Source organism: Legionellales bacterium (genome assembly GCA_026125385.1).
In the GTDB taxonomy this organism is placed as follows: Bacteria; Pseudomonadota; Gammaproteobacteria; order JAHCLG01; family JAHCLG01; genus JAHCLG01.
Genome location: JAHCLG010000025.1, coordinates 1 through 18,908, shown reverse-complemented (window position 1 = coordinate 18,908; position 18,908 = coordinate 1). Strand labels below are relative to the sequence as shown.

General features: G+C 38.3%; 22 protein-coding genes and 1 tRNA gene. 8 read left to right on the top strand and 15 right to left on the bottom strand.

The window, feature by feature from the left end:
* Positions 1-25: 25 nt before the first annotated feature.
* Positions 26-517, bottom strand: a complete 492-nt coding sequence (locus KIT27_09400) for a TetR/AcrR family transcriptional regulator (GenBank protein MCW5589862.1) — start codon at positions 515-517, stop codon at positions 26-28.
* A 166-nt stretch (positions 518-683) separates the two neighbouring features.
* On the opposite strand from KIT27_09400, the gene KIT27_09395 reads away from it, so the two are divergent.
* From KIT27_09395 to KIT27_09385, 3 genes are all read left to right on the top strand, one after another.
* Positions 684-1,379: a helix-turn-helix domain-containing protein gene (locus tag KIT27_09395; protein ID MCW5589861.1), complete on the top strand. Its 696-nt coding sequence runs from the start codon at positions 684-686 to the stop codon at positions 1,377-1,379.
* Positions 1,380-1,461: 82 nt separating this feature from the next.
* The gene (locus tag KIT27_09390; protein MCW5589860.1) at positions 1,462-1,935 is read left to right on the top strand and encodes a hypothetical protein; all 474 of its coding nucleotides are present in this window, start codon (positions 1,462-1,464) and stop codon (positions 1,933-1,935) included.
* A 4-nt stretch (positions 1,936-1,939) separates the two neighbouring features.
* Positions 1,940-2,674, top strand: a complete 735-nt coding sequence (locus KIT27_09385) for a queuosine precursor transporter (protein MCW5589859.1) — start codon at positions 1,940-1,942, stop codon at positions 2,672-2,674.
* On the opposite strand, the gene KIT27_09380 is transcribed toward KIT27_09385, so the two are convergent.
* Complete coding sequence (locus tag KIT27_09380; GenBank protein ID MCW5589858.1) at positions 2,637-4,085, bottom strand: FAD-binding protein; 1,449 nt, start codon at positions 4,083-4,085, stop codon at positions 2,637-2,639. The genes KIT27_09385 and KIT27_09380 overlap by 38 nt on opposite strands.
* Before the next feature lie 262 nt (positions 4,086-4,347).
* Here KIT27_09380 and KIT27_09375 point away from each other — a divergent pair, with 262 nt between their 5' ends.
* Both KIT27_09375 and KIT27_09370 read left to right on the top strand, forming a co-directional pair.
* Positions 4,348-4,767 (top strand): hypothetical protein, encoded by a 420-nt coding sequence (locus KIT27_09375; GenBank protein ID MCW5589857.1) that lies wholly within the window; start codon positions 4,348-4,350, stop codon positions 4,765-4,767.
* 42 nt (positions 4,768-4,809) lie between these two features.
* Positions 4,810-5,151, top strand: coding sequence for a histidine triad nucleotide-binding protein (locus KIT27_09370; GenBank protein MCW5589856.1), 342 nt, complete (start codon positions 4,810-4,812; stop codon positions 5,149-5,151).
* Positions 5,152-5,174: 23 nt separating this feature from the next.
* Here the strand turns inward: KIT27_09370 and KIT27_09365 are convergent, their stop codons facing one another.
* Genes KIT27_09365 through KIT27_09355 form a run of 3 tightly spaced genes read right to left on the bottom strand, consistent with a single transcriptional unit; the run spans position 5,175 to position 7,029 of the window.
* Complete coding sequence (locus KIT27_09365) at positions 5,175-5,660, bottom strand: SET domain-containing protein-lysine N-methyltransferase (GenBank protein MCW5589855.1); 486 nt, start codon at positions 5,658-5,660, stop codon at positions 5,175-5,177.
* A gap of 3 nt (positions 5,661-5,663) precedes the next feature.
* Positions 5,664-6,668, bottom strand: coding sequence for an alpha/beta fold hydrolase (locus KIT27_09360; GenBank protein ID MCW5589854.1), 1,005 nt, complete (start codon positions 6,666-6,668; stop codon positions 5,664-5,666).
* A complete protein-coding gene (locus KIT27_09355; protein ID MCW5589853.1) occupies positions 6,658-7,029 on the bottom strand; it encodes a hypothetical protein in 372 nt (123 codons plus the stop codon). The genes KIT27_09360 and KIT27_09355 overlap by 11 nt, the downstream gene beginning before the upstream one ends.
* A gap of 61 nt (positions 7,030-7,090) precedes the next feature.
* On the opposite strand from KIT27_09355, the gene folE reads away from it, so the two are divergent.
* On the top strand, positions 7,091-7,639 hold the full coding sequence (folE, locus tag KIT27_09350) for a GTP cyclohydrolase I FolE (GenBank protein MCW5589852.1): 549 nt from the start codon (positions 7,091-7,093) through the stop codon (positions 7,637-7,639).
* A 164-nt stretch (positions 7,640-7,803) separates the two neighbouring features.
* On the opposite strand, the gene secF is transcribed toward folE, so the two are convergent.
* The 4 genes from secF to queA form a co-directional block, all read right to left on the bottom strand.
* Positions 7,804-8,751 carry a protein translocase subunit SecF gene (secF, locus tag KIT27_09345; GenBank protein MCW5589851.1) on the bottom strand — a complete coding sequence of 316 codons (948 nt, stop codon included), beginning with the start codon at positions 8,749-8,751 and terminating at the stop codon, positions 7,804-7,806.
* 14 nt (positions 8,752-8,765) lie between these two features.
* Positions 8,766-10,634, bottom strand: coding sequence for a protein translocase subunit SecD (gene secD, locus KIT27_09340; protein MCW5589850.1), 1,869 nt, complete (start codon positions 10,632-10,634; stop codon positions 8,766-8,768).
* Between the two features lie 40 nt (positions 10,635-10,674).
* On the bottom strand, positions 10,675-11,025 hold the full coding sequence (gene yajC, locus KIT27_09335) for a preprotein translocase subunit YajC (GenBank protein ID MCW5589849.1): 351 nt from the start codon (positions 11,023-11,025) through the stop codon (positions 10,675-10,677).
* A gap of 72 nt (positions 11,026-11,097) precedes the next feature.
* A complete protein-coding gene (queA, locus tag KIT27_09330; GenBank protein MCW5589848.1) occupies positions 11,098-12,129 on the bottom strand; it encodes a tRNA preQ1(34) S-adenosylmethionine ribosyltransferase-isomerase QueA in 1,032 nt (343 codons plus the stop codon).
* 637 nt (positions 12,130-12,766) lie between these two features.
* Between queA and KIT27_09325 the strand changes: the two genes are divergently transcribed.
* Together KIT27_09325 and KIT27_09320 are read left to right on the top strand one after the other, a co-directional pair.
* Positions 12,767-13,225, top strand: coding sequence for a universal stress protein (locus KIT27_09325; protein MCW5589847.1), 459 nt, complete (start codon positions 12,767-12,769; stop codon positions 13,223-13,225).
* Positions 13,226-13,332: 107 nt separating this feature from the next.
* Positions 13,333-13,419, top strand: a tRNA-Leu gene (locus KIT27_09320).
* 319 nt (positions 13,420-13,738) lie between these two features.
* Here the strand turns inward: KIT27_09320 and KIT27_09315 are convergent.
* From KIT27_09315 to bamD, 6 genes are all read right to left on the bottom strand, one after another.
* Positions 13,739-15,094 carry a hypothetical protein gene (locus KIT27_09315; GenBank protein ID MCW5589846.1) on the bottom strand — a complete coding sequence of 452 codons (1,356 nt, stop codon included), beginning with the start codon at positions 15,092-15,094 and terminating at the stop codon, positions 13,739-13,741.
* A gap of 298 nt (positions 15,095-15,392) precedes the next feature.
* Positions 15,393-16,097: a hypothetical protein gene (locus tag KIT27_09310; protein MCW5589845.1), complete on the bottom strand. Its 705-nt coding sequence runs from the start codon at positions 16,095-16,097 to the stop codon at positions 15,393-15,395.
* Between the two features lie 49 nt (positions 16,098-16,146).
* A complete protein-coding gene (locus KIT27_09305) occupies positions 16,147-16,539 on the bottom strand; it encodes an aspartate 1-decarboxylase (GenBank protein ID MCW5589844.1) in 393 nt (130 codons plus the stop codon).
* Positions 16,540-16,672: 133 nt separating this feature from the next.
* Positions 16,673-17,545 carry a hypothetical protein gene (locus tag KIT27_09300; protein ID MCW5589843.1) on the bottom strand — a complete coding sequence of 291 codons (873 nt, stop codon included), beginning with the start codon at positions 17,543-17,545 and terminating at the stop codon, positions 16,673-16,675.
* A gap of 522 nt (positions 17,546-18,067) precedes the next feature.
* On the bottom strand, positions 18,068-18,622 hold the full coding sequence (locus tag KIT27_09295) for an NAD(P)H-dependent oxidoreductase (GenBank protein ID MCW5589842.1): 555 nt from the start codon (positions 18,620-18,622) through the stop codon (positions 18,068-18,070).
* Positions 18,623-18,655: 33 nt separating this feature from the next.
* On the bottom strand, positions 18,656-18,908 hold a 253-nt coding region (bamD, locus tag KIT27_09290; GenBank protein ID MCW5589841.1), incomplete at its 5' end, for an outer membrane protein assembly factor BamD.

The following is an 18,908-nucleotide window of genomic DNA, read 5'->3' as shown; positions in this document are numbered from 1 at the left end:
AAGAAAGTGTTTAAGAAAAATAATTTCATGGACCATGTAAAATTAAATTCAATAAAGGTGCTGATAACACCGACAGTAGTGGATAGAGTATCATATTTAACTGGGCAGGGTAATTGATATAATGTTTGACCATAATCAACACCAGTTCGCGAATGGTATGAAAATATTCATCGAGTTTATCTTGCAGCAATTGTTTCGATACAGTTTCCATTTTAAGCGATTGGAAATGATTAATTTCATTGGCCACCAACTTGTAAAATAAGGTAACTTCAGCAACGCGATTCTCAATCGCCGGATCGGCCAGTATTTTATTGATTTTATTTTTTACTGCCTTGAGTTTGAAATCCAGTGCCAAGAGAGCTAATTCATCCTTGTTATTAATGTGCTGGTAAATGCTAGTTTTTTTTATCCCACATAATGTGGCGATGTCATGAATTGACGTGCGCGCATAGCCATAATCCATTAAATGGTTTAATGCGACCTGTACTATCTGTTCCTTAGTGATTTTAGCGTTCATGACATCACTCCATTTTTGCCTACACTCTCACAAAAATTAATTTTGATGAAGGATTGGAACTCATATACAATACAAACACAGCAGCTTAGCTGATGACCCTACAAGTGAAACTTTAAAGTTTCACTTGTGACTTGTCAACATTTATCATATCAGTAAGGGAATTATTTTGGCCAAACTTATTCCAATTCATTCTAAAATAAATGCAGAAAACAACGAGCGTCATTTAAGTGAGAATTTAAAAAAACTATTACGCGTTCATCAGTTAAGTGAGCGTGAATTAAGTCGTAAAACAGGCTTAAAACAAGCGGTTATTAATCGTTTAGTCAAAGGAGAAAATCAAAATCCCACCTTAGCCACACTAAAACCCATCACTGAATTTTTTAATATTTCTTTGAGTCAATTAATCGGTGAAGAAGCGCTACATTTTTCCTTATCTCAGCAACATGCTGAAAAAATCGAGAATAAAATTCCTTTGCTCAGATGGGATGAGTTATCTCACAGCTCTATAAAAAATTCATCCATAACGACTTCACGATTTATCACTGTAACCAAACACTATGACAACGATATATTGGCTATTTTAGTCACTAATAATAAAATGGAGCCCCTCTTTCGTTTTGATTCTACTTTAATCGTAAAACCTAGCTCCGTATTGAACGAAAATACACATTTTGTGTTAGTAAGTGTTGGCAATCATATTGAAATTCGTCAACTTTTATACAGTGGCGGCAAAAAGCAACTCTTTCCACTGATTGGCCTCGCTGATAAGATGTCAGAAACTCACGAAAACTTAACTGTATTGGGAATTATTATGGGAATTATTCAAGAAAAAGTTATCATTGAGCCTAAATTCGGCAGTTGACATTGCGAATTAAAATAATTGCAGAGCCTGTTAGCGTTTCACTATTATTGAGTCGTTAATTTGAAAATGGAGTTTGATTTGAATGATGTTGCTTAACTATGAGAAAAAAAGCAAAAAAAATATTTTTAGTCGACTATTTGAACTATACAAAAATCTGGAAAAAAAAACCATTCCGCATGCCTGTCGCATCTGTGATCACAACATTAAAATCATTGATAACGAAATATTTGTGACGGTTGAATTTACAGGTCAAATGACCACGGCCACTTTGAAACTCAGCACTTTAATTACCCATAATTTTTTTGAGTTATTTTCCTCAGGTGATAAGAAAAAATTGTTCGAACTTCAGCATAATCCGATCTTTTATACCATTCAATATATCCATACTACTAATCATTTATTGACCTTAGAAATTGTTAATGTTAATACAAGACAACTCTATTATTTTAGACCCAGCGAAATTCTCACTCAGCCTCAGCTCATTCACTACATGTCGTGTGAAGATATCAAACAAATTACAGCGCTCTCGGTTATCGAAAAATTGAAGGAACCCTAGCCTCATGGAATATTTAGCAGAAAAAAAAGGTTTTAAGCTATACGCACCCCTTTGCATGCTCTACTCTGTATTGCTGATTGTGTCTGTGCTTTTACCACTTAAGGTTATTAATTTATTTGGACTCTCTGAACCGGGTGGTATCTTAATTTTCCCTACCACTTATTTATTAAGCGGTGTTGTAGCAGAAGTCTATGGCAGAAAATTGGCAGTAAAAATGGTGATCTCAAGCATTCTTTGTTTAATGCTATTTAATTTCCTCACTTATCTTATTGTCATGATTCCTTCTGCGAAAATTGCACCTCCACATCAAGAAGCCTATACGCTAGTGTTTAGTCATGCGCCAAAACTTTTTCTCGGTTGTTTAGTAGGATTAATTTGCAGCGATCTTACCAATGTTTATCGACTCACACGATTAAAAATTATTTTTAAAGGAAAATATTTCTGGCAACGTTGTTTGTGGACGACTGCGATTTCAGAGTTATTATTCAATTTTTTTTGTTATTCGATAACCTACTATAACAGTTTAAATCATTACGCGATATTTAAGTTAATGATAAACTCGTGGTTGCTTAAAATGATTTACTCTTTATTAATGATTTTTCCCTTACTTTATTTCATGATTTTTTTAAAAAAATATGAAGGCTGCGATATCTATGACGTTAAAAATTCTTCAGGCAATAATGTGATCGAACTCAAACTCATCAAAGCTTTGAAGGGATCCTCACTGAAAAAGGAGTAGGATTTGCAGTAATATTGGAAAAAAGCACACCTGGATTTAATAAGTTGTATGGGTCGAGAGTTTTTTTAATTATCCGCATAATCTCCACCGCCGAAGGGCGTTCTTTTGCTAGATCCAATTTTTTATCAGTCCCAATTCCATGCTCGCCACTGCAGGTTCCTTTAAATGTTCTAGCTAAACCATTAATCTGCTGCTGAAAATTTTTAATCTGACCTAACTCCTCTTGATTAGTAGGATCAAATAAAAGTGTAAAATGGAAATTACCATCACCTAGATGAGCAATTAGCGGTGCTTTAATATTAAGCGAATGCATGACTTTATAGCTACTATTGATACATAGAGCCAACTCAGACAATGGCACGCAAGAATCAGTGGCTATGGCATTTTTATTTTTACCCAAAGTGTGAATAACCGCATTAGCCGCCATTTTACGCATTTTCCATAGGCTTTTATATTGAGAAGGTTTAATATCAATCATTGAACCATTATTTATTTTGATTATTGAACTCACCATTTCTGAGTTGCGCATTAACTCATTTTCTTCCCCCATTAATTCGATTAATAAGGTAACTCTATCTTTTTTGAGAAAATAAATTTTGGAAAAAGACACACAACATTCTGTTTGTAATTGATCTAATAATTCAATTTTTTTAAATCTGACGTAATCTCGAGTATTCATTACCACATTGATAGGATCTTTTATCGAGTCAAACTGTGCAACCATCGTCATTGTAGAACCTGCAATTTTTCTCACTCTAAGAGTTAATTGCGTGGTTACCCCGAGGGTACCCTCCGCCCCACAAAATAATTCTAATAAGTTGTATCCCGCAGAAGATTTTCGCGTTAATTGGCCTAGTTCGGTAATTTCTGCAATATCATGAGAAATGGTAATCACTCGTGCGGCCATGACATTTTGTTTCATCGAGCCAGAATCTACCGCACCTGCACCCGCGGCATTTGTCGCATACATTCCACCCACCGTCGCATGCTTGCCTGCTTCAACGGGAAAATAAAATCCATATTTTTTCAAGCGTTTATTCAATATATTATGCGAAAGGCCAGGCTCAACCACCACGTAGCCTTCTTGAGTATTGATTTCAATTATCCTTTGCATTTTCGAAAAATCTAAAAATACTCCTCCATATTCTGCGGAAACTTGGCCACTCGTACTAGTACCAGCCCCATAAGGGATAATTGGTAATTTATTTTTTATGCAAAAATTGACAATTTGAGCCACTTCTTTTTCTGTTGTGGGATAAGTAATAATCTCAGGCCCTCGCACATCTTTGGCATAACTGCGAAAAAGTAAATTTTTATGCTGTTCAAGCTCACTTTTATTTGAAGTGACTTGACAGCCGACTAAACTTTTTAATGTTGCAATGAGCGCAAAATTCACCACATTATATCTCATATCACTTCCTATTTGCTTTTTCAATATTAATCAACATGACAAGTATACAATTATTTTTTATAATCATTAACCCTACTTTTTTGAGATGGACTATGATGATGAATGAACAACGACTTGCTTTGAATGAGATCCTCTTTCTCAGTCCTAGTAACCAAGAACGTAAGAGTGTCTTTCTTCCACTCACCCAGTCAATCAACGAGTACCAAAAATTGGATAATGCCGGTTGTAACGGGACTTGCGCATCGGGAACGTGTCAAGCAGCATGAGTGTTAATTTCATGAGTGTTAATTTAGAGACTGCACGCCAATACTGGGAAGATTTAAATTTTGACGATATTTGCACGAGCATGTGCTCAACATCGTATCCACTGCCACGCTGGTCACGTCCTCAGGCTGAGCTGTGTTTGTTGTTATATAAACGCTTTTTATGGTTAATGGTGAAATATCCGCAACATAAGTTGGTTCCCACGCGTGAAATTGACGAATGTTGGCATAACCACATCTTAAATACTCAACGTTACACCCAAGATTGTTTACAATTAGCCGGGTATTATTTGCATCATGAGCCGAGTTATCCTGATAACTTGGATCAACAAAAACTTGCGCAACAATTTACACTCACCTGCAACTTATATCGTCAAGAATTTGGTGAAGAGTTACTAGTATTACTTGAACATGAGTAAAATACTTTTTTGTATCATTTTAAATATCATAAGGAGCGTATAATGGATTGTTTATTTTGTAAAATTGTTTCCGGCGAAATTAAAAGTCAAATCGTCTATGAAGATGAGCATGTCATTGCATTTCGAGATATTGATCCTAAAGCACCCACTCATATACTCATTACGCCCCGTCAACACATTGCGAATTTAAATTCGCTTGATACCACCCATCAAGCATTAATGGGGCATATATTAATTATGGCAAGTCAAATTGCGCGTGATGAGGGACATGCTGAAAATGGTTACCGTTTAGTCATTAATTGCAATCTCGATGGTGGGCAAACAGTTTTTCATTTGCATTGTCACATATTAGGCGGGCGCACCATGCATTGGCCTCCCGGTTAGCATAGATTCTTCACGCTTGAATGTTAAGTTTGCCGATTTAAAACCGACACTAATTGTTGGTAGCGTTTAGTTTTTTTAATCGCTCCCCAATGTTGGCGCGCGACCATAAATCCAAAACACTGCGAACTTCCACAGCGACACGGACGTTCTTCCCAGCCGTAGCGCGCAAAACCGTAATCGTAGCTAAGTTCTTCTTGTAATTTAATATCGCGCAAAGCCACGATCCACACTTTGCTGTTAACAATATCCGTATAGCAATTGGGATCGCAAGAATGGTTAATGTATTTGGCAATATTATCGTTGGTATCGCCATCAATATCGTAGCGCTGATTAAGTTCAAAAATGTATACGTGCGGTAAATCCTGAGTTAAAATTTTTGCGCTTTGCGATTTAGTGATTTTTTTGCCCGTATATTCAATAATAAAATCACCTTTGCTCAAGGCTTTTTTAGCGTATAAGCCATAACGATGAATACGGGATTTTTTGAAGGTTACATTAGGATGGCGCATGGTTTATTCTCCAGTATTCTCTTGGCAAAAATTTTTTATTGCGGTGGTTAATTCGGGTAACACCTGTTGGCTGATGAATATCCCAATATGACCAATATTAAATTTTAATTGCTGGTAATAGGTGTTATCAATACAATTTTTTAAATATTCGCTCGATGCTGGAGGAACAATATGATCCTGTAATGCAATAATATTTAACACTGGCAAAGTGATGTTATTTAATTGGACGCGGCGCGAACCAAATTTAATTTTCCCTTGGATCAATAAATTCTCATTATAATAGTGTTGACAATAATCTAAAAAAGCTTGTCCAGGATGATCAACCGTATCATATAACCATTTTTCTACCAACAAGAATTGTTGCAGCTTTTGCTGATCATGTTGAATATTATGAAGTTGCAACCATTTTCCTATGGTGAGTTGATAAGGTTTTAATGATAAAAAAAATTGCGCTAACAATTTTCCAGGAATATTGCCAAATTTTTCATGGAATAAATTCACATCTATATTACGAACCAATTCACTGATTATAAAGCGAGGTGCATGGAAATTAACGGGAGTAACTAGCGTTATCAGATGAGCTATCTGTTGAGGATATAATGCTGTATACGCTAATGCTAAATTACCCCCTTGGCAAATACCTAAGACATTAATTTTTTCGGTGTGGTGATGTTGGCGTAATATTGAGACACACGGTTTGATATAATTCAAATACTCTAAAAAATGTAAGGTGGATTGCTCTTGATTAGGATCACCCCATTCAATTAAATAAATTTCTAATCCTTGGCTAAGTAACGCCTGAATAAATGAATATTCTTGATTGATGTCTAAAATGGTGGGACGATTAATAAATGCGTAAATCAACAATAGCGGAGAAATTCCAGGTAGCGCATGATGTTGTCGATAGTACCAAAGCTTAACATTATCTTTTTGCCACACTAATTTCCGCTCACAGCCTGAGTAGTGTGTTTTTATATTTTCAGAGTTTAGTAACAAACTATTTAACATCTTCAGCTAACCATTGATTAACACATGCCCCGATAATCTGTTGATAATCCGCGTCGTGCAATAAACGTTGATAATCGTTTTCGCTTAATTTTATCCATAATTCTATCGCCTGCTGATAAGTGAACTCTGGCGTTAATTGCACCTTCAATTGACTGAGTACTGTTTGACAATGTTCCATCCAAATTTGCCAAAATGCAGAATAAGGTTGCTGTGGAATCTTTTCTTTTGGTAAAGATTCTGTAAATTGAGCTAAGCCCTTTTCCAATTGTTCTAGCCATCCCTGAGCGGTGTCGGTTGATAAATCGATTTGATTGCAAAAATGTTGCCAAGGGTTCAACCAACTCGTAAAATCATGATTCATTGACATAAGCTCATCACTTAACCTTTTCACAGTGATGCTATTTTATATGATTGGACACCAAATGGATAATTTAACTCAACTGTATCAACAATTAATTCATGAAATTGGCGAAGAGGGTCAACGCGAAGGTTTGCAAAAAACTCCAGAGCGTGCGGCAAAAGCGTTGCGCTATTTAACCAAAGGCTATCAAGAAAACTTGCAAGATATTGTCAATGGCGCATTATTTCCAACCACCAGCGATGATTTGGTCATCGTTAAAAATATTGAGCTTTATTCATTATGCGAGCATCATTTACTGCCGTTTATTGGTAAATGTCATGTGGGTTATTTACCACGGGGTAAAGTCTTAGGCGTTTCCAAGCTAGCGAGAATTGTTGATTTATTTGCGCGACGTTTACAAATTCAAGAACAACTCACTCACCAAATTGCCGAAGCCATTGCTGAAACTACCGACGCGGTGGGCGTTGGCGTCGTCATCGAGGCACAACATTTGTGTATGATGATGCGTGGCGTCGAAAAACAAAATTCCGTACTTACCACCTCTAGTATGTTAGGTTTATTGCGACGTAATAGCCAAACGCGCGCAGAATTTTTGAGTTTGGTTAAATAATAAGCCCACTGTGGCTAGGGCGTGTTGCGAATTCGCTATGGCTTTACGTAGCTCGTTGATTTTTGAGCACTAGCGCGCAGTTTACACTAAGTAAATGAGCAGCGGATCAGAGGAAATCAGCGAGATACGGCTAGCAGAGTAGAATTGTCAACACGCCCTAACGTTTATGGGCGTTCGTCTAACTCTGTTTTTGGAGTAGGCATTAAATCGTTGCGGTTTAATCCCATGGCCAAAGCGAGGGCACCAGCTACATAAATCGACGAATAAGTTCCAACAACCACGCCGATGATCATCGCGAGTGCTAAGCTTGCAAGCATTGCCCCACCAAAAAAATACAATACCACAACTGCCACTAACGTTAACCCAGAGGTCATGATGGTGCGCGACAGTGTTTGGTTAATGGATAAATTCATAATATCCACCGGCGCTAATTTACGCACCTTACGGAAATTTTCTCGCACTCGATCGAATACTACTACGGTATCATTTAAGGAATAACCAATTACCGCTAACAACGCGCCTAAGGCATTAACATCGAATTCAATATGAAATAAAGAAAAAATACCGAGAATTAATACCGGATCGTGAATGAGAGCAATCGCGGAGCTCACGGCAAAACGATATTCATAGCGCAATAAAATATAGATCATGGTGCCTATCATGGCGATCACTAAGGCTAATGCGCCGCGAGTTGCTAATTCCTTACCTAATTGCGGGCCCACAAAATCGACACGTTGAATAGAAGCACCTGGTAATAAATTTTCGATGCGATCACGAAGTTGTTGCTGAATAGCATCAGCCGCTTTCGTATCACCGCTATTAATATTTTTAGGAAAGCCCAAAGAGACTAAGACGTCATTGACATTGCCATAGGTTTGGACGATAGCCTGATCGAATCCTGCTTGGTGCAGTGTTTGACGGATTTGCGGAATATTGGCTTCATGGGAATACGTCATTTCGATTTGAATTCCACCGGTGAAATCCAAACCAAATTTTAAGCCATTAATAAATAATGACGTAATGGAAATTGCAAATAAAATAAATGAAAATACGGCTGCCCATTTTCGCAAACCCATAAAATCTATTTTGGTATTTTGTTTGAAAAATTCCATGTCTTTATCCTATATTAAATACCAACCGATAATTTTTTCACGTTACGGCCACCATATGCTAAGTTGACCAAGGCACGTGTTCCGGTAATGGCTGAAAACATTGAGGTTAATAAGCCCACACTTAAACTAATCGCAAAACCTTTGATTGGGCCTGTACCAATACCGAAGAGGGCAAACGCTGCAATTAACGTCGTTAAGTTAGAGTCGACAATGGTGGCGAATGCACGGCTATATCCCGCATGGATAACGGCTTGGGGTGATAATCCCGAACGAATTTCTTCGCGTATGCGTTCAAAAATTAATACGTTTGCATCCACTGCCATTCCCACAGTTAAGACGATACCGGCAATTCCAGGCAAGGTTAACACGGCACCTAAAATCGATAAAATCGCAACCGTAATAATTAAATTCATGAATAAGGCAATCACCGCAAAAATGCCAAGGAGACGATAATAGACCATCATGAAAATTGAAATTAATACAAAACCTAACACGATTGAAAATAATCCACGATTAATATTTTCTTTTCCTAAGGTGGCGCCAACCGTGCGTTCTTGGGCAATATCAATGGTCGCTGGAAGTGCACCTGCGCGCAGTAACAACGCTAGATTTTGCGCTTCACGCGGATCGCTAATACCCGTGATTTGAAAATCATCTCCTAGGGCACTTTGAATCACCGGTGCGCTTATCACTCGTTGAATTTTTTTATGTGTTAAAATTGTTTTTCCATCCACGGTATTTTTTTCTGTTTTGGTTTCAACATAAACAATCGCTAAACGCTTGCCGATGTTATCGCGGGTTATGCGATTAAATAAGGCTTCCCCGCCGCCACCTAAACGTATCGCAACATTGGGCTGACCATCTTGTCCGAAACTTGCCATCGCACTGGTAATGGAAGCGCCATGGAGCACAATTTCTTTTTTTAATAAAATCGGGGTGACACCATCTTGCATGTAAAATAATTCTGTGCCCACCGGTGGGGTGCTATGAATATAGTTTGCAGGGTTATCGTTTTCATCGACTAAGCGAAATTCTAACGTAGCAGTTCCACCGAGGATTTGTTTAGCACGTCCGGCATCGAGAACCCCAGGTAAATCGACAGATACACGATTAGCACCTTGTTGTTGCACGACGGCATTTGAAACCCCCAATTCATCAACACGATTGCGTAACGTTGTCATGGTTTGTTCGATAACATATTGGCGCGCCGTATTTTGGGCATCGAGAGTCATGGTCGCGATTAAATTGAATTGATTATTATCCGTGTTTTTGATCATGCTAAATTCGGGGTAGCGGGCATGTAAAAAAGAAAATGCGCTATCAAGTTCATCTTGACTACGAAAACGCAATTGAATAGTGCTATCGTTGATTTGTTTGATCCCAGCGTAACGAATACGTTTATCCCGCAGTTGCTCTCCCATGTTGCGCACATCGCCATGAATGCGTTGCTTGATGACGCTATTAGCATCCACATCCAAAAGGAAATGCACGCCTCCCCGCAAATCCAAACCATATTTCATGGGATACGCACCGACAAGTTGCAACCAAGTAGGCGTAGCTGGCGCTAAACTTAATGCTGTGGTGTAGTCATCCCCTAAATTTTTTTTAATTGCATCGCGAGCTTTTAATTGTGCGGTCGTTTCGTTAAAACTAAATTGAATAAATTTATTATTTAACTCTTGATGACTATAAACAATACCTGCATCGCTGAGGAGTTTTTCGAGCTTTTGTTGCAAGGAAGGAGAAACGGTGACACCAGGCGCGTTACCGGTGATTTGCACAGCCGGCAATTCGCCATAAATATTCGGGAGTGCGTAAATAAACGCGAGAATAACGATAGCCAGTAATGAAATATATTTCCACAGTGGAAATTTATTTAAAATTTGCTGATTTGCGGCTTTTCCAAACATCCTGTCACCCTGTTTATTCGTACGATTTTAATGTGCCTTTGGGTAAAACGGCGTGAATGCACTGTTTTTGCAAACGAATTTCAACGTTATCTGCAATTTGCAAGGCAATCGTCGTGTCGTTAATTTTAGTGATTTTTCCCATAACACCACCGGTAGTCACCACTTCATCGCCTTTACTAAGATTTTCGATTAGATTGCGATGTTGTTGCATTTTTTTACGCTGCGGTCCCCAGGCTACGAAATACATGAGTAAAAATAAACCGCCTAACATGATTAACATCGGCAGAAAGCTCGCATGTTGCTGACTGGGATCAATTGGCGCTGTGGTTGCTGCTTCGGCAACGCTAATTAGGTTAATGCTCATGGTGATGAAACCCCACTTGTTACAAAGTCGTCAAATTTACCTGGTTATTTTGCCAGACGCAATCGAAAATTTTCAATTTGCGCGATTTACAATAAACATGGCATCACCGTAACTAAAAAATCGATATTTTTCACGGATTGCCAACTGATACGCAGCCATCATTGTTTCATATCCAGCAAATGCCGCCACCAACATCAGTAGTGTTGATTGTGGTAAATGAAAATTGGTGATAAGAGCGTCAACGCAATGAAATTGAAACCCAGGGTAAATAAAAATATCAGTATCACCTGCAAAGGGTTGGATTTTTCCGTTTGAAGCCGCAGTTTCTAAGCTACGCACAACCGTAGTCCCCACGGCAATCACCCGTCCTCTGCGCTCTTTTGTTTGTAAAATGGCATCGCAAACATGGGCTGACACGTCGATATATTCTTTATGCATTTTATGTTGGGTGATATCGTCAACGCGAACAGGAGCAAATGTTCCTGAACCAACATGAAGAGTAATTTCTTCGATCGCCACTCCTCGATCTCGAATTTGTTTGAGTAACGCTTCATCAAAATGCAATCCCGCCGTCGGTGCAGCAATAGCACCGGCTGACTGTGAAAAAACGGTTTGATAGCGCTCTTGATCCTCGGCATTATCATCGCGCTTGATATAGGGTGGTAAGGGTAAATGTCCAAATTGTTGTAAGGCTTCAATTACTGAACCCTCATAATTAAATTTTACGCAGAAGCGATCGTCGATACGCTCAAGAATGGTTAAGCTCAATTGAGAATTGATAATAATCTGTGCATCTTTTTGCAAGGATTTACTGGCTTTGATCATAACCATTGCCTGATTGTCATGCATAATTCGTTCCAATAATATCTCAACTTGTCCACCCGTGGATTTTTTACCGTACAAGCGGGCGGGTAATACGCGCGTATTGTTGACAATCAGCAAATCACCAGGATGAAGTAAATCAACAATGTCTTTGAAAATATGGTGAGAGAACCTACCTTGCTGAGGAGCAACACATAACAATCGACTGTGAGTTCTTTCTGGCAATGGATATTGTGCAATATATTCTTCGGGAAGTTCAAAATTAAAATCGCTCAATTGCATGTTCATCGTAATGCTTCATCTTCTTTATAAAACCGCATACCTTAACGAAATTTTTATTTTTACTCTAGAAATTTTTTTTAATCATTGGAAAGAGTGAGACGTTTATCAGTTCAAGCGTGCAAAAACCCTGGAAATTTCAGTCTTTTTGTGCGCAAACTAACCAATCGGATTGTACTATCTCACTCGCAAAAAACATCCAATCGGTTAGATTATTAAGTTAACATTTTATCCACAAATGCTTAAAATTAGCTCAGTTGTTGCTATAGCTGTGATTAAGATAACTAATAATGTGAATAATAATTTTTAACCTCTTAGAGAGTATTTTCTCTTGTTTGCTTATTTAACAATGGGTTACATCATCATTAATAAATATTTTAATTATCCTCTTGACAGAAAATTTGATTTCATTATCCTAGCGAGCCTACATATCGTTTTGTGTGCTATTTACCACTATCTCATTGATAAATAATCTTATGTCTGTGTGCGACATTGCGCACGTATGTCTTATTTTATTTCTTACGTAGCATTGAGTCATTTCCCAATAGTGGATTGGCTGCAGATCCTCTATATTTGCAAATCCCCAGACCGCAAAAATACTCGCTGACAAAGCGCTAACCACATCACTAGGAGAAACAGTATGGACAGAAAAGGATATCGCCACGCTCTGCTCGTAACCAATTTACTGGTTGAAGATACCCACAGTATTCTTGAACAAGCTAATCAATTACGGATTGCCTGGCCAGATATTGAATTATCACTGATTCATGTCATTACCAAAATCCCCACTTTTTATTTCCAAGTTCCTTCCATTATCGATATCCAAGATAAGCTTTATATGGATGCCAAACATAAAATTGCTCAACTTGGCCATACCCTGAATATTGCTGAAGATCACCAATGGGTCATGATAGGCTCACTGGAAAAAGAAGTCTTGTTAATGGCAGATAAGTTAAACGTGGATTTGATCATTACTGGCGATGTTGAAGACGACCTTCTACCTCCCATTTTCGGCGGATCAGTAGTTAATCGCTTAATTCATCGCGCTCGTTGCAATGTATTGTGCCTGCATGAAAAACAAAATCCTACCTTGAATTAATTTTTTCTTCCAGCCTCAAATTAAAAACCCTGTATGTTGCAGGGTTTTTTTATTTTTTGCTTTTGTTTATAAAAAAATTTCGCTATACTCACCATCCGCAATGAAGTGCCGGGGTGGCGGAACTGGTAGACGCGCCGGATTCAAAATCCGGTGGTGGTGACACCGTGTCGGTTCGATTCCGACCCTCGGTACCAAATAAATTCAAAGCGCTACTGCTGGCTTTTATGTTTTATTTCATTTCAGCTAAATTTAACTTCGCAGGTATAGATCAACACACGTTTTAGCCTGAATTAGAAAATCAATTTGACAGCCTTTTGTCTTGGTTGTGGGTCTTTGAAAAAAATGCAATTACAGTGCGTGCGATAACGAGAGTTTGTTTGCAATAAAGGCACGAAACGTCGTGAGCAACTCAGCAAGTTTCGTTGTGACGAAGAGTGCGGGCAAAAATCGAAGCTTTTCTTAAGAACCTGTTCAAAGTCCTGAATTAGTGTCTATTGAAGTGGAGCTGGCTCATTATTCTGTCAAACGGCTCATGATTTTTTTAAATTGAGTAGGAGATCCCGTAATTTCATAAGACTCATTTAGGATACTATTTTCCTTATCTTTCTTATTACATTTTCCAGGATATTTAAATATCATGAAAGTTAAGGATTTACGAAATCCTGCTTTTCCAGATTTATCGGCATAATTAGGGCGATTATTTTTATTAAAATAAGTAATATTCGGCATAGAGTCGTGATCTTCGTCTTCAACCCAAGGTTCAATATTATCAAACAGAGTCGTCACCACTTTTTTAGAATTAGCCCGCTTGAGTTTCGGAAATTCATCAGCGAGAGTTTGTAGATCAAAATCCACCACACTCATAAACTGAGCTTGCAATAAAATTCTATAATCTTGGTAACTAGGTGCATCATAACTAAATTGATGGATATTAAATACATTATGTCCCATTAAGCTCGCTATATCTAAAGTTCCACTGGTATTTCCGATCATTCCTTTATATTGCTCATATTGGTATAATTTCTTCAACAAACCAACATGGATAAGTTTTCCGTATTCGTAACTAACCCCATTAATAGTTGTTTCGATATAAGGTTTGTTAAAAGGTTCTGATTTATGCATTTTGGAAAATTTACCCGGGTTATGGCGACTATCTGCTAAAATCAACCAACAACAAAATCCTTTTTGGTCTAAATATTTAATTATTTTTGGAACAACAGAGTCAGGAATATTTTGTTTAGAATTGGCACCATCGGAATAACGCAAATGCATTATAACCAAGGGTTTTTCTTGACATTTTTGATATTTAATAATTCGAGTCATTTCATTTTTAATAGAGTGGCGAACTTTTTCTTGTTGCTCCTTTGGAAAAAATTGGACATCAACTACATCTAATCGATTTCTGATTATTTCACTGGTATTGGTAGCATTCTTTTGAAATTCTTGCGCAATTATAGATGTGCACGCCATTTGATCAAGATAAGCGATTGATTGCTTTTGTTTGTTTGCTAGAGCTATAAAAAATCGCTCTAAATCTGCTTGACGAGAATTTGGGCGAAACGCTATTTTTTTAGTCGGTGAGGTTCTTGTGCGGGGTAAGCTATTTACCTCCACATGCTCGCCAAAGCCTAAGACTCTCAAAAAATTAGCACTTCGTTGAGCTTGATGTTTAGTTGTATCACAATCATACATCAATAAAATTGTTGGAATTTGATACTTTTTATGAGACGCAAGAATTAAATAAGCCAAAATATGATATACATCACCAGAACTATTTAACGGCACACTTGAAATGACCACTTTTTTCTTCTTGCGGCGGACATCATTTGGCAGGGTAATTCCAAGGTAACGATTTTTAGAAGTAGGCATCATCGCTCTCCGACAGGTTAAGAAATAAAAATATTTCTTTTTATGAAAGCCGCATTATATCGCCCGCAGAATTACCTAGCAATTTAAATATTTATGATCGAATTGATTCAAATAAAAGGTAACCGAAGCGAAGTGGAGTTACCACCATGGGTTACGACAAAAAGAAAGCCTCTCTGGAGGCGATTTAGTTCATTATTTTTCCTGAGAGACTAGTATTTGGTGATTATTTTTGTTTAAATTAAGCACAAATCAATTTTAATAATAAAAAAAGTAAGTTATTGAGCTGATTTAATGTATTTTAACTGATTTCTTGTTCGGCTTGTTTTAATGCCGCTTCTTCAACCAATAAGCCCTGGCGTTCATAGTGCTTTCTTGCCCGACTAAAACGCAGCACTACCGCATAAGTTTTGCTGTATTGTTTTGCACGCCGAGTCAGTTTGGCATTGCCTGCTGGCAAATAGACGAGTTGGTCAAGCCCGGCACATTTCATACACAAAGGCTTTTCTTGTTCTTTATATAAGAAACTGTCTTTGGGTAAAGTTTGCTGACATTGCTCACAGGTTGCCTCTTTGAGAATAGAAAACACCACAGGTTCTGGAGGTTGGTCTAACTTTGCTTTTAAACTGTCTTGTTTTTTTTGAGATAAATTGGGGGAAAGATACTGAGTTCGGTAATATTTCTCAATAACGGGATCACCACTTTTGCTAACCTGTAACTCGCGTTCTTGGCCATCTGTTCGAGTAAAATAGCTAGTTTCACTCGGGATTAAACCGCAGTCATTGGCCCATTGACGAAAATAGTTCATCGCGTAGTTTAATTTATTGGGATTAGCTTGCATAACCTGCTCTAAATACGGCATGCGTCCTTTTCGCCAATTATCCAACGGGGTAGATTGCAACCACCCAAGGCCTAAGAGAATATCGAACCAAGAGACATACTGATTTTCCAGCAATGTTTTGTTGGCAATTTCAATAATGCGATTTTCCAGTTGTTGTTGATTCATAAGGCTATCTCCCTTGATGTTTTCAACGCGAATATTTTTATTACAAATACTATTCAAACGCAGTGTTTTTAACGAGTTTCAATGCTTGATCTTCTCTAATGAGTCGATTCGCTGGGTCAACGTAGACAATTTTAGGTTGAAAATGGTTAAGCTCGGCTTCATCAAATATTCCATAGCCGATGATGATAATAATATCACCCGGTTGCGCAAGACGACTGGCAGCGCCATTTAAACAGATGGTGCCCGATCCTGGCTCACCTTCAATGATATAAGTCACAAATCGTGCGCCATTATTGTTATTAACAATATGAACTTGTTCAAATTCTCGCAGATTGGCTTCCTGGAGGAGAATTTTATCAATTGTGATCGATCCCACGTAGTTTAAATTGGCATCAGTAACCGTGGCTCGGTGAATTTTGCTTCTACACATTGTCAATTGCATCATGTTCTCCTTGTTGTTTTTGTCAGAGGCTAATCAGTAGGGATTGAGGAGCGTATCATATTATTTTGGTAATTAAATTGAAAGTGCTTCTTACGAACCATTTCAATCGCCAAATCCTGGTTTAAAAACTTCTCTACCATGATTTGCGTTGAGTCGCTGCTTGCGCCTTCGCTGCGAAATTTGCTAATTCACGATTGCAGAGTTTACAAGCCTCGACTAAATTTCCATTTCTGATAATAGCAAGCGATATTGACTTGGCCTCACAATAAGCGCTTAACCGTTTAGCGCTTTCCTCTGCCTTAGCACTGTCTCTTGCCTGAGTAGTATTAGCAGGGGTGTTTTCATAGGGTGGGAGAATGAGACATACGCCATCAATTTGCCCCTGTTGTTTCTTCGCTTGTACAATTGCAGTAGGCAGTAGTTCTTTAGGTAGTCTCCATAAAAAACTGCTTTCCCAATGCACATGAGGTAACCTTTTAGTAAGAAAATCATAGTGAAGTGGATTGGTATGAGCATAAGGGATGATCTCAACCGGGGATTGTTGAAAAACTTCTTGAGCCTGACTCAATTGTTGGGTGATTAATTGAGGATCGGGGTTACCTAACATAGCATTCCAACTGTCGTGGATCACTTCATCGGGTACGTCCATTTTTAATTGCTGTTTCAGTGCTTGAGTAAAGTTCGTCACACTCATATCACCCACGGCGAAGCGTTGTTCAATGCTCAAAAACCAAGGCATTATCGAACGCAAATCCAGCGTGGAACCATGAGCATCTTGATAATGTTTATTAAACGCTGCAATGGTACGCCGCTGGTCGAGTGGTAATAGCATACCAAAAGGACACATGATGAGCGTTTGATGATGTTGTTGTAGTGAATTTAAAGAACGAGATGAGGGTTTTTGATTTAACTGCGATATTCCATAAGCAGCTGCTACTAAACTTGAAATCATACTCAGTCTTTTGAACGGTGAAAACATACCAAATTTTCTTAATAGTGAAAACATTCTTGTATACCTAGTCAAAATCCACCCAAAAAATACGATGCTGGGATTATAATCGGTTTATTATCTTAAACAGAGTTCAGGAGCATTAACAATTCTGTGTTACGGGATCAGAACTTACGAAAAACTTCGATTTTTGCCTGCACTCTTCGTTACGAACCTTGCTGCGCTACTCGCGATGGTTCGTGCGTCGATTGCAAACAAAACTCTCGTTTTTCGTAAGTCCTGAGGATGTGGCTCATTGATTTTTTTACGGCATGTAATCGATATTGTGTTATTCAAAAGACATGGGGGCGTCTTAGTATAGCGAATTATCAACGGGCGCTAAGAAATGGATGTTAAATTATTTTATAATGAGAGTGTTCATATTTTTTAGAGATCATCCTGGAACGCAGCAAAGCTACGATCCAGGATGAAAGGTTTAATTTTTTTATAGTTGGGATCCTGGATCGCAGCGCAGCGCAGCGAAGTTCCAGGCTACAGGCTACGTTTTACTTCGTGTTAAGTAGCGTGAATTTTCAAGCGTTAGGAATGAGCCTCCACCCATGCTGCGAACGTATTACTATAGTTTTTTAGTAATGCCAGAGTCGATTCTTGGGTGATTTGATTGGCTTCGTTAAATAATTGACTCGCATTTCCAATGTAAGCTTCTGGTTGTTGTAAACAGGGCATATCTAAAAAAACTAACGATTGTCTTAAATGATGGTTTGCTCCAAACCCGCCAATGCCTCCTACAGAAACACTGATAATTCCAGCTGGTTTTTTTTGCCAAACACTTTGCCCATAAGGACGCGAACCCACATCGATAGCATTTTTTAACACCGCGGGTACCGAGCGATTGTATTCCGGCGTACAAAATAAAATTCCGTCGCAGGCTTTGATTTTTTCACGAAAACTTTTCCATTCGGGTAATGTCTGTTGCGCCGTTTCCAAGTCTTCGTTATAAAACGGTAAATTATTAATTTCAATAAATTCAAAGGTAAGCGAAGCTGGCGCTAACTCGATTAATTGTTTGGCAATTTTACGATTAAACGATTCTTTGCGCAGACTTCCAACTAAAATACCAATTTTTTTACTCATCGTGTTTTACTCCCTAACACTACATTCATTAAATTAAGAATTCGTCGCAATGTACCCATGCTTAGCCAAATCACGCAGTACGGGTGAATTAGGATAATTTAAGCGTAATACTTTTAACGCATCTTCCGCAGGACCTGCTAAATGCAATAAGCGATTGGCTTGAATAATAATTCCCAGCGCGTATTGCACACTTTCACTGCTCGGATAGTTGCGAACTAATTGACCGGCACGATTGGCTGCTGCCACATAGGCGCGACGATTTAAATAAAATTGCGCGACGTCTAAA

What these genes read in the sequence shown, in the direction of transcription:
- yajC (MCW5589849.1), bottom strand. Translation starts at nt 11,025, where the DNA reads ATGAGCATTAACCTAATTAGCGTTGCCGAAGCAGCAACCACAGCGCCA.
- KIT27_09380 (MCW5589858.1), bottom strand. Translation starts at nt 4,085, where the DNA reads ATGAGATATAATGTGGTGAATTTTGCGCTCATTGCAACATTAAAAAGT.
- secF (MCW5589851.1), bottom strand. Translation starts at nt 8,751, where the DNA reads ATGGAATTTTTCAAACAAAATACCAAAATAGATTTTATGGGTTTGCGA.
- KIT27_09355 (MCW5589853.1), bottom strand. Translation starts at nt 7,029, where the DNA reads ATGAATCATGATTTTACGAGTTGGTTGAACCCTTGGCAACATTTTTGC.
- KIT27_09375 (MCW5589857.1), top strand. Translation starts at nt 4,348, where the DNA reads ATGAGTGTTAATTTCATGAGTGTTAATTTAGAGACTGCACGCCAATAC.
- KIT27_09295 (MCW5589842.1), bottom strand. Translation starts at nt 18,622, where the DNA reads ATGAGTAAAAAAATTGGTATTTTAGTTGGAAGTCTGCGCAAAGAATCG.
- folE (MCW5589852.1), top strand. Translation starts at nt 7,091, where the DNA reads ATGGATAATTTAACTCAACTGTATCAACAATTAATTCATGAAATTGGC.
- KIT27_09315 (MCW5589846.1), bottom strand. Translation starts at nt 15,094, where the DNA reads ATGCCTACTTCTAAAAATCGTTACCTTGGAATTACCCTGCCAAATGAT.
- KIT27_09370 (MCW5589856.1), top strand. Translation starts at nt 4,810, where the DNA reads ATGGATTGTTTATTTTGTAAAATTGTTTCCGGCGAAATTAAAAGTCAA.
- KIT27_09390 (MCW5589860.1), top strand. Translation starts at nt 1,462, where the DNA reads ATGATGTTGCTTAACTATGAGAAAAAAAGCAAAAAAAATATTTTTAGT.
- KIT27_09360 (MCW5589854.1), bottom strand. Translation starts at nt 6,668, where the DNA reads ATGTTAAATAGTTTGTTACTAAACTCTGAAAATATAAAAACACACTAC.
- KIT27_09310 (MCW5589845.1), bottom strand. Translation starts at nt 16,097, where the DNA reads ATGAATCAACAACAACTGGAAAATCGCATTATTGAAATTGCCAACAAA.
- KIT27_09385 (MCW5589859.1), top strand. Translation starts at nt 1,940, where the DNA reads ATGGAATATTTAGCAGAAAAAAAAGGTTTTAAGCTATACGCACCCCTT.
- KIT27_09325 (MCW5589847.1), top strand. Translation starts at nt 12,767, where the DNA reads ATGGACAGAAAAGGATATCGCCACGCTCTGCTCGTAACCAATTTACTG.
- KIT27_09365 (MCW5589855.1), bottom strand. Translation starts at nt 5,660, where the DNA reads ATGCGCCATCCTAATGTAACCTTCAAAAAATCCCGTATTCATCGTTAT.
- KIT27_09305 (MCW5589844.1), bottom strand. Translation starts at nt 16,539, where the DNA reads ATGCAATTGACAATGTGTAGAAGCAAAATTCACCGAGCCACGGTTACT.
- queA (MCW5589848.1), bottom strand. Translation starts at nt 12,129, where the DNA reads ATGCAATTGAGCGATTTTAATTTTGAACTTCCCGAAGAATATATTGCA.
- KIT27_09400 (MCW5589862.1), bottom strand. Translation starts at nt 517, where the DNA reads ATGAACGCTAAAATCACTAAGGAACAGATAGTACAGGTCGCATTAAAC.
- KIT27_09300 (MCW5589843.1), bottom strand. Translation starts at nt 17,545, where the DNA reads ATGTTTTCACTATTAAGAAAATTTGGTATGTTTTCACCGTTCAAAAGA.